This is a genomic window from Bacillus sp. 22475 (assembly GCF_052044835.1).
GTDB lineage: Bacteria > Bacillota > Bacilli > Bacillales > Bacillaceae_G > Bacillus_A > Bacillus_A cereus.
Genome location: NZ_JBQENW010000005.1, coordinates 139653 through 153590 on the forward strand (window position 1 = coordinate 139653; position 13938 = coordinate 153590).

Genomic DNA, 13938 nt, shown 5'->3' on the forward strand with positions numbered 1-13938 from the left:
AAAAAATAAACAAAAAACTTTGGGAATTATAGGGATTTCGTATACAATAAAGTGAGGAAGGGGATAGATGGAAAAGTAGGGAGATTATTTTATGTTAAGGGACTTATTTGTAAATACAACAATTATTATTTCCTTTATTTTTGTTGGAGGTCAGCTTTTAAGGGATAAGCCGTTAAAAGAAGAATTCTCTTTTTTGCAGAAGTGTGTAGTCGGTATCTTTACTGGAATATTAGGTGTACTGTTAATGCATTTTGGTGTACACATTGAAGATATTATGTTGGATTTACGTTATTTAGCTGTTATTTTGGCAATTATAGTTGGAGGTCCGGTAGCTAGTAGTATAACAGTTACTATAATTTTAATTACTCGGCTAATTTTTACTGAGTACTCTTTAGCTTCCGAATTGGCTTGCTATACAATTTTACTAAGTGGAATTGGTGTTATCTTTATTGCAAGAATAAAAACTTCGATTACGTTAAAGTTAGTATGGTTACACGTATACTGCCTTTCTATTTTGATAGTACCGATGTATATATTATTTAATGATATATCTGTAGTTTTACTATATTTAATTTCAAGTATTACTACAGGTTACATAACATTCGTAAGTACAAATTATGTTTTACAATCCAATGAGTTATTTCAAAAGATGAAACAATACGCAACGATAGATGCATTGACAGGTTTAGGAAACGTAAGACAGTTTGATTTAGAGATGAATCGTTATATTAGTAATAAGAACATGAAAAATGATTCGCTTTGTTTACTACTTATAGACATTGATCATTTTAAGTATGTAAATGATACGTACGGGCATCCTGCAGGGGACGAAGTGTTAAAACAAGTAGGATGTATTTTACGAGAAATTTCACAATTTCCAGATTTAGCTTTTCGAAAGGGTGGAGAGGAGTTTGCGCTTTTAATACCGAATAAGGGATTAGCTTACGGAATTCGTATGGGCGAGAAAATTCGTACAACTGTTGAAAAACATTCATTTCAATTGTTAGATGGAACAAAAATAAAAATTACGGTTTCGGTAGGGGTTTCAGAGTATGAAGGGTCATCAGAGCAATTTATTCAAGCGGCGGATGATGCGTTATACTACTCAAAACGAAATGGCAGAAATAAGGTCAGCTCTGCATCTTAAAGATAAGATGACCAGAAGACATAAAGCTTATAAAAAACACTCACAGAGTCAATGTATGAGACTTGTGAGTGTTTTTATTTATATATTAGACAAGTTCTTTTGATACAACGAATTTACGATATGCACCATGGTGAGTTGGACCTACGTATTCGTTAATTTTGAATGAGTAACGAATAGCAGCTGTGATGAATTCTTTAGCAGTTTTTACTGCTTCTTTCACAGGTTTTCCTTTTGCAAGTTCTGCTGTAATTGCAGCAGAATATGTACAACCTGCACCGTGTGTATTGGTTGTATCGATTTTTTCTGATTCTAGAAGTTCGAATGTTTCTCCATCATATAGGACGTCGATTGCAGTTTCCGTACCAAGCTTGCTTCCGCCTTTAATTAGTACGTATTTGGCACCTAAAGCGTGGATTTTCTTCGCTGCTTCTTTCATGTCCTCAAGAGAATTAATTTTCACACCGCTTAATTGGTAAGCTTCAAATAAGTTTGGCGTTACAACTAATGCCTTTGGCACAAGAACGTCACGTAAGCAATCGTTCGTTTCAGGATGTAATGCTTCATCTGCACCTTTACATACCATAACAGGGTCAACTACTACATTTTTGAAATTGTGCTTTTCAATTGTTTCTGCAACCATTTCAATAATTTCTACTGATCCAAGCATACCTGTTTTTAAAGCGTCTACGCCAACACCTTCAATTGTTGTTTCTAGTTGTGGTTTTAATGTAGAAGCTGGGATTGGAAATACGTTATGTGCCCAACCGTTATGTGGATCCATCGTTACGATTGTTGTAAGAGATGTCATTCCGTATACGCCAAGTTCTTGGAATGTTTTTAAATCTGCTTGTATACCAGCACCGCCACTTGTGTCAGAACCAGCGATAGTAAGTGCTTTATTTAATGTCATTATGAAAGCCCCCTCAAGTGATATAATGAAAACTATGTTTTCACCATTATATCAATGTTACGAATAAGTACAAAGTGAAAAGTAGATGATTTATTTTAAGAGCTATTTAAAATCTTGTATGCAGGAGACTGAGTATGTTTCGAGATAATCGTACAAATGAATTAGTTATATTAAAGGAAATTGCAGAAACATTAAATACATCAAATGATACATATCATGTATTGCAAGCTGTCCTAGAGAAATTACTAAGTGTAACAGGCTTAACGACAGGATGGATTTTTCTTGCAGATGAAAATGGGAAGTATACGAAGTTGATTGATTACCAATTACCAGAGGCACTTACATATGAAAATAAACGCCCGATGTGCGAAGGTGAGTGTTGGTGTTTACGAGGTTTTGTAGATGGGAAATTAGAGAGAGCCGTTAATATTATCGAATGTAAAAGAATTAATAATGCAATTGAATATAATTGGGGAGATACGGAGGGCATTCTTCATCATGCTACGGTTCCTTTAAAAGCTGGAGGAGAAAAATTTGGGTTGTTAAATGTTGCAAGTCCGGGTAAAACACATTTTTCGGAAGAAGAATTAGTATTACTCCAATCGGTTGCTTTCCAAATTGGTACGGCTTTAAAGCGAACAAAATTATATGAAAATGAAAAAAGAAGAGCACATTATTATGTGAAATTAGAGCGTTTCATTCAAGATTTAAAAACGATTCATAAGTTTAATGTATTACCTGAAAAGGTGGTAAATCACGTAGGTGAAGTATTTCAATGGAATCAAGTAGCGCTTTTTATTAGGGAGGAAAAAGAATTATCTCTGCGAGCGTCTTACGTTCAGGAAGAGTTACAAGAGGATGTAAAAGAGGCGGCCAAGAAGGCGTTAGAACGAGATGAACCAGTTCTAATAAAACATCAAATAGGACATAATGTAAATCTAAATCGAGTTGATATTGCTACACCAATACATATTCAAAACCATATATTTGGTGTTTTATGTGTTAGCTTGAATAATGGAGAGTTTGATGCTAATACAATAGATGTAATTCAAGCGCTATCGAACCATGTTTCGTTAATAATAGAGAATTTAAGGCTAAACGAGCAGCGCCGTGAACTTGTACGAATGGAAGAAAGAAATCGGTTAGCAAGAGATTTACATGATTCTGTTTCGCAAAAATTATTTTCATTAACCTTCATGACAAAAGGCGCCGAGGCAGTTTTAAAAGGTAAAAATGAAAAGGTAGATCAATCTTTGCATGAGATGCGTGAACTTGCGCAAGGAGCTTTGAAAGAAATGAGGACATTAATTTGGCAGCTTCGTCCGGCAGGATTAGAAAAAGGATTATTGCCAGCGCTAAAGCAGTACGGTGAAAATTTGGGACTGAAAATAAGGGAGCAAGTTACGGGTGTTCGTGATTTACCTCGTGTAGTAGAAGAAGCTTTGTGGCGCATAGGCCAAGAAGCACTTAACAATGTAAGTAAGCATGCAGGTGTAAAAGAAGCGACGATTTATTTTACAGTGAATGAGAAAAATGTATCATTAGAAATAGTTGATCAAGGAAAGGGCTTTGTGGAAAAGAATATAAAAGAAAAGAAATCACTAGGTATGACTACGATGCGTGAAAGAGTAGAATTAGCTGGTGGAACAATTAAAATTGTAAGTAGTAATAAACGAACGAGCGTAAAAGTAAATGTACCATTATGATGTGAAAATGAGGGAAGTTTGTGAAAATAAAAGTATTGTTAGTTGATGATCATACAGTCGTTTTAAAAGGATTAGCATTTTTCTTAAGTACACAGGAAGATTTAGAGTTAGTTGGAGAAGCGAATAATGGGAAAGAAGCGTTAGTGAAAGTAGGAGAAACAAATCCTGATGTTATATTAATGGATTTATATATGCCTGAAATGGATGGTGTTGAGGCGACGGCATATATTAAAAAAGAGTATCCAAATGTGAAAGTAATTGTATTAACTAGCTTTTCTGATCAGGCGCATGTGTTACCTGCATTAAGGGCTGGAGCAAGTGGGTATATTTTAAAAGATGTAGAACCGGATCAGCTTGTTGAGGCTATTCGAAGTGCATATAAAGGTAATATTCAATTACATCCGGATATAGCAAATGCTCTTCTCTCTCAAACATTACCTGTAGAAGAAAAGGAAGAAGAACATTCTATTCAAGTGGATGTGCTAACAGCGAGAGAAAATGAAGTATTGCAACTATTAGCAAAAGGGATGAGCAATAAGGAAATTGCATCTGTTTTAGTTATTACAGAAAAGACAGTTAAGGCGCATGTAAGTAGCATTTTGAGCAAGTTGAATTTATCTGATCGTACGCAAGCGGCATTATATGCAGTGAAAAATGGAATTGTATAAGACGAAAGTCGTAAGACCAAGTTCGCCTTTAGAAGGTGGACTTTTTTTATGGAAAAATACGTCTATGTGAGGACGAAATTGTCTTTATATAAAGATAAAATATGATTGTAAGCAACAAAACAACAATTACAAGGGATACCTTTTTTGAAAGCATATAACAACATAAGAGTGAGTACTAGGAGGAAGAAATAATGGCAACAGTTTTATTCGTTAAAGCAAACAACCGTCCAGCGGAACAAGCAGTTAGTGTAAAATTATATGAGGCATTTTTAGCAAACTATAAAGAAGCACACCCAAATGATACAGTAGTAGAACTGGATTTATATAAAGAAGAATTACCATATGTAGGTGTAGACATGATCAATGGTACATTCAAGGCAGGTAAAGGATTTGATTTAACAGAAGAAGAGGCAAAAGCAGTAGCAGTTGCTGATAAGTATTTAAATCAATTCCTAGAAGCTGATAAAGTTGTTTTCGGCTTCCCATTATGGAACTTAACGATTCCAGCAGTGTTACACACATATATTGATTATTTAAACCGTGCTGGTAAAACGTTTAAATATACGCCAGAGGGTCCAGTTGGCCTAATCGGTGATAAGAAGATTGCATTATTAAATGCACGAGGCGGCGTATATTCAGAAGGTCCAGCAGCTGAGGTAGAAATGGCTGTTAAATATGTAGCAAGTATGATGGGCTTCTTCGGCGCAACAAACATGGAAACAGTAATTATTGAAGGACATAACCAATTCCCAGATAAAGCAGAAGAAATCATTTCTGCAGGTCTTGAAGAAGCAGCTAAAGTAGCAAGTAAATTTTAATTAAAATTATAATCGTCACTCGAAAAGGCAGCATTAACATGTAAACGTTAATGCTGTTTTTTTATATTTTTAGTTCATCAGCAAGTTTTTTTAATTGAATTCGATCTCGTATGTAATAGGTTCTTCCGTCTTTTTTTAAGTAATTTTGTTGGCAAAACTGATTTAATACATATAAAAGATGACGGTAGCTGACATTTAAATATTCCGAGGCCTCGGTATGCTTTTCTATATAACAATTATTTTGCTCTGTTAATAAAATAAAAGCAGCTAATCGATTTTCAAAAGGATAACTATAGTTTTTTGCGTAATTTTCAGTGCGAGTAATTGTCTTTTCTCCAATAAATTTACATAAGTGCTGTAAAAACGTTGCATCTTGTAATAAAAGTTGCTGACAATCTTTAAGAGGAAGTGCCAAACAAACACAATCTTCTAGTACTTCAACGGACTTAGTAATATTTTCTACTCCTATTAATCCTAATTCCCCGATAAAAGATGGTGCTTGAATAAAATTAATTGATGAAACCTTCCCGTTTTTATGACTCATATATATTTTTGCCTTCCCAGAAATTAAGTAATAGAGATAAGGGAGAGTATTTCCTTCGCTACATATCATCTCTTTCGTTTGAAATGAATGTAGCTCTACATATGGCAAGACATGAAATGAAAATAGGGTATGGAATTGATGGATTTGCATGTATTGATAAATTTCTTCCTCATTTTTGCTGATTTTCATATTTTCACCCCTATTTATAGTATGAGATATCTCCTATTATCTTTACAAGAAGGAATGATACGATTTATGTAAATTTGTTTTTGTAGAAAAGAGAGTGTGATGAGTTTATGAAAAAATATAAAACATTGCTATTTGATGTAGATGATACATTATTAGATTTCCAAAAGGCTGAAAAAGTGGCTTTACGGGTGCTTTTTGAAGAGAAGGGAATCCCTTTAACAGACGAGATAGAGGCTCGTTATAAAAAAATAAATAAAGGTCTTTGGGATACTTTTGAAAAAGGTGAACTATCACGCAATGAAGTTGTAAATACACGATTCTCTCTGTTGTTTAAAGAGTATGGAGAAGAAGTAGACGGAATATTATTCGAAAATAATTACCGTAACTACTTAGAAGAAGGAAATCAACTCATGCAAGGTGCGTTTGAATTTATAAATCAAATTCAAGGGGAGTATGAGTTGTATATAGTGACAAATGGTGTTTCTAAGACGCAAGATAAACGTTTGCGTAATGCAGGGTTACATTCATTGTTTAAAGATGTTTTTGTTTCGGAAGATACAGGTTTTCAAAAGCCGATGAAAGAGTATTTTGATTATGTTTTTGAACGGATTCCTAACTTTGCACCTGAAGAAGGGCTGATTATTGGGGATTCATTAAGCGCGGATATTAAAGGTGGATATGTAGCGGGAATTGATACTTGTTGGTTTAATCCAGAAAGGAAATTAAATGATAGTGGGATTATACCGACATATGAAGTGCATAATTTTGAGGAGTTAGAAGCGTTATTAAAGCAGCATGTGTAATAAAAAATAGACATTGGAGCTTTCGTCTCCAATGTCTATTTTTGTTAATTTGTATTTTCGTTATGTTTTGGGAGTGGAAAGGCATTCCCGATAGCAGCTGCACCAAGCATTGGCAATAGTAAATTAAGCGGGAAAAACATAAGTAATAGTAATGTTATAGCTATTGGCTTTCGTAACGCATAGCTCGAAATTGCTGTCGTTACGATGGCAACAGATGCTACTGGATCTATAGGAAGAATAGATGCTACAGCGTATCCGATACTTGACCCAGAAAATATAATTGGGAAGATATGTCCACCTCGCCACCCTGTGTTCAAACAAACGGCAGTAATACACAACTTTAAAATCCCTGAAAGAAGTAGTATCCAAAAAGATAAATGGCTCCATTCAACAACTAACTCTTTTAATTGATGTTCCCCTGAAAATAATGTGTACGGAAGAAAAGTTCCTGCAATTCCTAATAAAATACCACCGATAATTCCGAGTGTCAGCTTGTATTCCCTAAAAGGGTGAATTAACTTCTCTAATGTGAATTCTAACTTGAAATAAAAGCAACCAACTATAGCACCGATACTAGCAAGTGGAAGAAATGCGATCCATTCATTGAAAGAAAGTGCACCTTCCCCGAAATCAACAATAAAGGATCCACGATTATCGAGTTTACTCAGTAGTAAATAAACAGAAAAACCTGCGAAAGTAGTAGCTAAGTATACAATCGCCTTTTTTCCTTTAGAAAAAGCAGCAATTTGTTCCCCCTCATTTTCATTCGGTGCTAAATAACCGAATAATGGTGCGTTAAAAATGACACTTAAAGTAGCGCCAATTCCAATCTCGGTTAGCTCATTCATACCCTTTAAGGCAAATTTAAAGCGATCCCCTACCCATGTGCACAGTCCGCCTATAATTCCAACTAGTGCGGCTTCTGGACCAAGACTAGCTCCGAAAATTAAAACAATAATCGCTGTTAAAGTAGCCTGATGGACAAAGCGATATTCGATTCGACCAGTTTTTTTATATTCAGTCATCACTTCAGGCATAAGGCGTGGATATGTACCGAAATATTTTTGTGATAGACCAACGAGGACCCCGCCAATTATTGTTACGTAAAGGGTGTAATAAGCGGGAGAAGAGAGAACTTCAGGCAAGTATCCCCAAATAAAGTGGATTCCAATATTTATTGTGACTAAAAATAACCAGACTGTAGCTCCTACTATAGATCCTAGAAGAATGCCATATAGAGCAAGTATGTACTGCATATCTTTTTTATTTGTCATGTTATACCTCCGTTATGTAAATCTTAGTAGGTAAAAAAGTGAAATATACTAGTGAAAAATGGATTGAATATATATAGTATCTTTTTGAGAAGATGGCCTATTCAACATATAGGCTAACTTTAGGGGAATTTGAATTTATAGGTTAAATTACTTATTTAATTTTATAGACTGATTTGAGGTTTTTAAAGGTCTTTTTTGAAATAGACTAGAATATATTTCTTTTGTTGCTTTATATGAAACTGTTAACATTTATTTTAGAACATTCAGAAAAACAGTTTGACATTAGGAAATTATTGCTATAAAATCAACGGTAATTGCATAGTCTTATCAAGAAAAGGTGGAGGGACAGGCCCGATGAAACCTTGGCAACAGCCGTATAACGGAATTGTGCCAAATCCTGCAGGTAGTAATCCTGAGAGATAAGAAAGAGCCTTTAGAGCGTGTTTTCAAACTGCTCCTTTCTTGTTTTCAGGAAAGGGGCAGTTTTTTATTTTGTATAAAAGAAAGGAGAATGAGAGATGGGAGAATCATGGGGAAAAGGAACGATTTGTGTGCAAGGTGGCTATACGCCAAAGAATGGTGAACCACGTGTTTTACCACTTTATCAAAGCACAACGTATAAATACGATACTTCGGATGATTTAGCAGCTCTATTTAACTTAGAGGCAGAAGGATATATTTATACGCGTATTGGAAACCCTACTCTAGCCGCATTTGAGCAGAAGTTATCAGATTTAGAAGGCGGTGTAGGAGCTGTTGCAACGGCTTCTGGGCAAGCAGCTATTATGCTCGCGGTTTTAAATATTTGTAGTAGTGGGGATCATTTACTTTGTTCTTCAACGGTTTACGGGGGAACGTTTAATTTATTTGGAGTGAGTTTGCGTAAACTGGGTATTGATGTTACGTTCTTTAATCCAAATTTAACGGCAGATGAAATTACGGCGCTTGCTAATGACAAGACGAAACTTATCTATGCAGAATCGTTAGGAAATCCAGCGATGAATGTTTTAAATTTTAAAGAATTTTCAGCTGCCGCTAAAGAATTAGAGGTACCTTTTATCGTTGATAATACATTAGCAACTCCTTATTTATGCCAGGCCTTTGAACATGGGGCAAATATTATTGTTCATTCTACGACTAAATATATCGATGGGCATGCGAGCTCCTTAGGCGGTATTGTAATTGACGGTGGAAACTTTGATTGGACAAATGGGAAGTATCCTGAACTTGTTGAACCAGATCCAAGTTATCACGGTGTAAGTTACGTTCAAAACTTTGGTGCAGCAGCATATATTGTGAAAGCACGTGTTCAGCTATTAAGAGATTATGGGAATTGTATGAGCCCATTCAATGCATATATTAGCAATATTGGCTTAGAAACATTGCATTTACGAATGGAACGTCATAGTGAAAATGCTCTTGCAGTTGCTAAGTGGCTTGCTAATCATGAACGTGTTGAATGGGTGAATTATCCGGGCTTAGATAGTAATGAAAATTACTCATTGGCACAACAGTACTTGAAAAAAGGTGCTAGTGGTGTTTTAACTTTCGGTATTAAAGGCGGATTAGAAGCAGCAAAAGAATTTATCGCAAATGTAAAACTAGCAACTCTTGTAACGCACGTAGCTGATGCACGAACTTGCGTTATACATCCTGCTAGTACGACGCATAGACAATTAAATGCTGAAGATCAGCGTTTAGCTGGTGTTACATCTGATTTAATTCGTTTATCGGTTGGTATAGAAGATGTTTCTGATATTATTGCAGATTTGGAAGCAGCTCTAGTTGGAGGCAAAACACATGCCGATCATAATTGATAAAGATTTACCGGCTCGCAAAGTGTTACAAAAAGAAAATATTTTTGTAATGACGAAGGAGCGAGCGGAAACACAAGATATACGCGCTTTAAAAATTGCTATATTAAATTTAATGCCAACGAAGCAAGACACAGAGGCGCAATTACTCCGTTTAATTGGAAACACACCGTTACAATTAGATGTTCATTTGCTTCATATGGAATCACATCTATCTCGTAATGTAGCGCAGGACCATTTAACGAGCTTTTATAAAACGTTTCGTGATATTGAAAATGAAAAATTTGATGGGCTCATTATTACAGGAGCGCCAGTGGAGACCCTTGCTTTTGAAGAGGTAGATTATTGGGAAGAGCTTAAACATATTATGGAGTATTCAAAAACGAATGTAACATCTACGCTCCATATTTGCTGGGGAGCACAGGCTGGCTTGTACTATCATTATGGTGTTCCAAAGTATCCCCTTAAGGAAAAAATGTTTGGTGTATTTGAACATGAGGTTTGCGAGCAACATGTGAAACTGTTACAAGGATTTGATGAATTGTTTTTTGCTCCGCATTCTCGTCATACAGAAGTACGAGAGAATGATATTAGAGGAGTGAAAGAATTAACATTGTTAGCAAACTCTGAAGAAGCAGGTGTTCACCTTGTTATTGGGCCAGAAGGAAGGCAAGTGTTTGCCCTCGGACATAGCGAATATAGTTGTGAGACGTTAAAACAAGAATACGAACGAGATCGTGACAAGGGATTAAATATTGATGTGCCAAAAAACTATTTTAAACATAATAATCCAGATGAAAAGCCGCTTGTTAGGTGGAGGAGTCATGGTAATTTATTGTTTTCTAATTGGTTGAATTATTACGTGTATCAAGAAACCCCTTATATATTGTAAAGAAAGATTGTGTAACACGTGGCAACGTTTTCCTTGTAAAGATTAACTTATATTTTTCCGAATGTTCAAAATACATTGTTTTTCAGATTTTTTACTCATATAATTTCATCTAAACACAATTTTTGAGGGGTGGACAGTACTATGAAAGAAATTCAAGTTGGGTTATTAGGTCTTGGGACAGTTGGTAGTGGGGTAGTTCGTATTATTACGGATCATCAAGAACGACTCATACACCAAGTAGGTTGTCCAGTGAAGGTAACGAAAGTATTAGTGCAAAACATTGAGAAAGAGAGAGAGGTAGAGGTACCTTCTACTCTATTAACACAAGATGCAAATGAAATTTTAGATAATCCAAATATTGATGTTGTCATCGAAGTGATGGGTGGCATTGATGATGCAAAATCATATATTTTACAAGCCTTAAAAAGCGGAAAGCATGTTGTAACTGCAAATAAAGACTTAATGGCATTACATGGAGCTGAATTATTAGCGACAGCAAAAGATAATAAGGCTGATTTATTCTATGAGGCGAGTGTGGCAGGGGGAATTCCAATTTTACGCAGTATCGTAGAAGGACTTTCTTCAGATCTTATTACCAAAGTAATGGGAATTGTAAATGGAACGACAAATTTTATTTTGACGAAAATGTCAGACGAAGGGAGAGCATATAACGACGTGTTAAAAGAAGCCCAACAACTTGGATTTGCAGAAGCAGATCCAACATCAGACGTAGAAGGTTTAGATGCAGCAAGAAAAATGACGATTTTAGCTACTCTCGGTTTCTCTACAAATGTAGAGCTTGGAGATGTGAAAGTAAAAGGAATTACCTCTATTACAGAGGAAGATATTGAATACAGTAAGAGCTTAGGTTATACAATTAAATTAATCGGTCTTGCAAAACGAGATGGTGAAAAATTGGAGGTTACGGTTGAGCCAACTTTACTGCCAAATACACATCCTCTTGCGGCGGTACAAAATGAATATAACGCTGTGTATGTGTATGGTGAAGCGGTTGGAGAAACGATGTTTTATGGACCAGGTGCAGGAAGTTTACCGACAGCGACAGCTGTTGTTTCTGATCTAGTTGCTGTAATGCAAAATATTAGATTAGGGGTAACAGGAAATAGTGCTGTAGTCCCACAATATCAAAAAGTATTAAAAGAGCCAGACGAAATTGTCGTGAAAAAGTTTTTAAGACTTCATGTAAAAGACGAAATTGGTGTATTTGCAAAAATTACTTCATTGTTCTCTGAGCGCGGAGTTAGTTTTGAGAAAATTATTCAAATGCCGCTTGAAGAGAAAGGAAAGGCTGAAATTGTAATTGTAACGCATCGTGCGTCGCTTGCTGATTATGATTATATTCTACATACGTTGCAAGGGTATGAAGAAATAGATTGTTTGAAAGCGAACTATCGAATTGAAGGGGATGCTAAGTAGTATCTCTTACCATAAAACAGAAAGAGCCTATTAAGCAGCTTGCTTAATAGGCTCTTTTCTATTTAAAATCTGCGTACCAATTTGAATAAATGCTTGGATAATCCAGCCTGTTGTAAAGGATAAGATGATTGTTCCAAAATAGATAGGTCCATCTAATAAAAAGCTTAACGTTAAAAATAAAAAGGCTAATGAAATCTCTGTTCTTCTAAACGTCCATTTTTTCTTTTCAGCAACCGTTAAAACGAAAGCTTCTTGAGGCGCTGCGCAAAGGTTTGTAGAGACGTAAAGACCAATTCCAGCTCCAACGAATAGATTTCCGCAAATAAGTGTTATATATTTTGGAAGAGAGCGGATAGCGTCCATAATAGTTGTAATGGAATCAATCCAATCAACAAAAAGAGAAATAAGAACCATCGTTATAATTGTACCGATTGTAATTTGTTTTTTATTCCAAAAGAGTACGATAAGTGTAAAGGCAAAGTTAATCATGAAAATCCAAAAACCAATACTTATCCCAAAATTTTGATATAGTGCAATAAAGAAGGAATCATAAGGACTAAGTCCAAAGGAAGTAATTGTCGTCATCATATTAATACCGATGGCAAGAATGAGTAAACCGCTAATGAAAAATATATATTCTAATTTGAATCGAAGCATAGTTGTATATCCTTTCTAAATGTATTTGCTAGGAAAGGATATATTGTGGAAAGCTTACCAGGTCAAGGGAGAATTTTTGTGAGAAGGGGAAAGTGAGATGACAAATATAAGAAAGATTGCTGAACTTGCTGGAGTATCTGTTTCAACTGTTTCACGTGTACTAAATAATCATCCGTACGTAAATGAACAGAAACGAAAAGAAATTTTAGCGATTATAGAAGAATTAAATTACACGCAAAACGTGAATGCAATTCATTTAGTGAAAGGAAAAACGAATGTAATTGGCGTTTTATTGCCACACGTAAATGATCAATATTATAGCGCTATTATCGAGGGGATATCAAAAGAGACAGCAAAGAATAATTATAATATGATGCTTTGCCAGACGAATTATAGCGAAGAAAGAGAACTAGAAATTTTAAATATGTTAAAAATGAAAAAGCTTGATGGGGTTATTATTTGTTCTCGGGCAAATAGTAAGGAGAAGCTTGAAGAATATACGAAATTCGGCCCGATTGTTATGTGTGAAGAAATAGATTCAAAATGCATTTCAAGTGTCCATATCGATTACTACAAAGTATTTTCACGTGGGATGAAAAGCTTAATAGATGCCGGTCATATACGTATTGGATATTGTATTGGAAGAAGTAATAGTGTTAATAGTCAAAGACGAAAGAAGGCGTATGAAGATTCGCTTCAACAGAGTATGGTAACACCGTTAGAGACCTGGAAATTTGAGGGTTGTTTTACAGTGGAAGATGGACGCAATGTAATTAGAGAATGGGCTCATATGTCAGTAAAACCAACGGCGTTCCTTGTATCTTGTAACCATATTGCAGCGGGGATGGTTACAGAAGCAAAAAAACAAGGAGTTCGTATTCCAGAGGATATTACGATTATCGGGTGTGATGATCAAGAGGTGGCAGATATATTGGGTATAACGACGATTTCGCATTCTAGTAAAAACGTTGGAGCGAAAGCGTTTGAATTATTATATGAAAAGATTAATGAAGAGAAATTAGATGTGAAGCATATAGAGTTATTACCAGAATTAGTAGATAGAGAAACGACATAATTGA

13 protein-coding genes and 1 riboswitch are annotated in these 13938 nt (G+C 35.4%); of the genes, 9 read left to right on the top strand and 4 right to left on the bottom strand.

Features of this window, described 5'->3' with window-relative positions:
• The first annotated feature begins 91 nt into the window (after positions 1 to 91).
• Positions 92 to 1147, top strand: coding sequence for a GGDEF domain-containing protein (locus ACTJJY_RS10795; protein ID WP_440605486.1), 1056 nt, complete (start codon positions 92 to 94; stop codon positions 1145 to 1147).
• Between the two features lie 85 nt (positions 1148 to 1232).
• On the opposite strand, the gene pdxK is transcribed toward ACTJJY_RS10795, so the two are convergent.
• The gene (gene pdxK / locus ACTJJY_RS10800; protein WP_000174259.1) at positions 1233 to 2057 is read right to left on the bottom strand and encodes a pyridoxine/pyridoxal/pyridoxamine kinase; all 825 of its coding nucleotides are present in this window, start codon (positions 2055 to 2057) and stop codon (positions 1233 to 1235) included.
• A 134-nt stretch (positions 2058 to 2191) separates the two neighbouring features.
• Between pdxK and ACTJJY_RS10805 the strand changes: the two genes are divergently transcribed.
• From ACTJJY_RS10805 to ACTJJY_RS10815, 3 genes are all read left to right on the top strand, one after another.
• Positions 2192 to 3763 (top strand): sensor histidine kinase, encoded by a 1572-nt coding sequence (locus ACTJJY_RS10805; protein ID WP_440605487.1) that lies wholly within the window; start codon positions 2192 to 2194, stop codon positions 3761 to 3763.
• A gap of 20 nt (positions 3764 to 3783) precedes the next feature.
• A complete protein-coding gene (locus tag ACTJJY_RS10810; protein ID WP_000695798.1) occupies positions 3784 to 4431 on the top strand; it encodes a response regulator in 648 nt (215 codons plus the stop codon).
• Positions 4432 to 4622: 191 nt separating this feature from the next.
• On the top strand, positions 4623 to 5249 hold the full coding sequence (locus ACTJJY_RS10815) for an FMN-dependent NADH-azoreductase (RefSeq protein ID WP_440605488.1): 627 nt from the start codon (positions 4623 to 4625) through the stop codon (positions 5247 to 5249).
• A gap of 61 nt (positions 5250 to 5310) precedes the next feature.
• On the opposite strand, the gene ACTJJY_RS10820 is transcribed toward ACTJJY_RS10815, so the two are convergent.
• Complete coding sequence (locus ACTJJY_RS10820) at positions 5311 to 5982, bottom strand: transcriptional regulator YeiL (RefSeq protein WP_440605489.1); 672 nt, start codon at positions 5980 to 5982, stop codon at positions 5311 to 5313.
• 107 nt (positions 5983 to 6089) lie between these two features.
• Here ACTJJY_RS10820 and ACTJJY_RS10825 point away from each other — a divergent pair, with 107 nt between their 5' ends.
• Positions 6090 to 6785, top strand: a complete 696-nt coding sequence (locus ACTJJY_RS10825) for a YjjG family noncanonical pyrimidine nucleotidase (RefSeq protein WP_440605490.1) — start codon at positions 6090 to 6092, stop codon at positions 6783 to 6785.
• 44 nt (positions 6786 to 6829) lie between these two features.
• Here ACTJJY_RS10825 and ACTJJY_RS10830 read toward each other — a convergent pair whose 3' ends face one another.
• On the bottom strand, positions 6830 to 8059 hold the full coding sequence (locus ACTJJY_RS10830) for a chloride channel protein (protein ID WP_440605491.1): 1230 nt from the start codon (positions 8057 to 8059) through the stop codon (positions 6830 to 6832).
• A gap of 321 nt (positions 8060 to 8380) precedes the next feature.
• Positions 8381 to 8485, top strand: a riboswitch (SAM riboswitch).
• Between the two features lie 92 nt (positions 8486 to 8577).
• Between ACTJJY_RS10830 and ACTJJY_RS10835 the strand changes: the two genes are divergently transcribed.
• The 3 genes from ACTJJY_RS10835 (at position 8578) to ACTJJY_RS10845 (ending at position 12202) form a co-directional block, all read left to right on the top strand.
• The gene (locus ACTJJY_RS10835) at positions 8578 to 9876 is read left to right on the top strand and encodes a bifunctional O-acetylhomoserine aminocarboxypropyltransferase/cysteine synthase (RefSeq protein ID WP_440605492.1); all 1299 of its coding nucleotides are present in this window, start codon (positions 8578 to 8580) and stop codon (positions 9874 to 9876) included.
• On the top strand, positions 9860 to 10765 hold the full coding sequence (gene metA / locus ACTJJY_RS10840; RefSeq protein WP_440605493.1) for a homoserine O-acetyltransferase MetA: 906 nt from the start codon (positions 9860 to 9862) through the stop codon (positions 10763 to 10765). Before ACTJJY_RS10835 ends, metA begins: the two co-directional genes overlap by 17 nt.
• A gap of 141 nt (positions 10766 to 10906) precedes the next feature.
• Entirely contained in the window at positions 10907 to 12202 is a 1296-nt protein-coding gene (locus tag ACTJJY_RS10845) for a homoserine dehydrogenase (protein ID WP_000659109.1), read from the top strand.
• A gap of 30 nt (positions 12203 to 12232) precedes the next feature.
• On the opposite strand, the gene ACTJJY_RS10850 is transcribed toward ACTJJY_RS10845, so the two are convergent.
• On the bottom strand, positions 12233 to 12859 hold the full coding sequence (locus ACTJJY_RS10850) for a YczE/YyaS/YitT family protein (protein WP_440605494.1): 627 nt from the start codon (positions 12857 to 12859) through the stop codon (positions 12233 to 12235).
• A gap of 97 nt (positions 12860 to 12956) precedes the next feature.
• Here ACTJJY_RS10850 and ACTJJY_RS10855 point away from each other — a divergent pair, with 97 nt between their 5' ends.
• Entirely contained in the window at positions 12957 to 13934 is a 978-nt protein-coding gene (locus ACTJJY_RS10855) for a LacI family DNA-binding transcriptional regulator (protein WP_440605495.1), read from the top strand.
• The last annotated feature ends 4 nt before the right edge of the window (positions 13935 to 13938 follow it).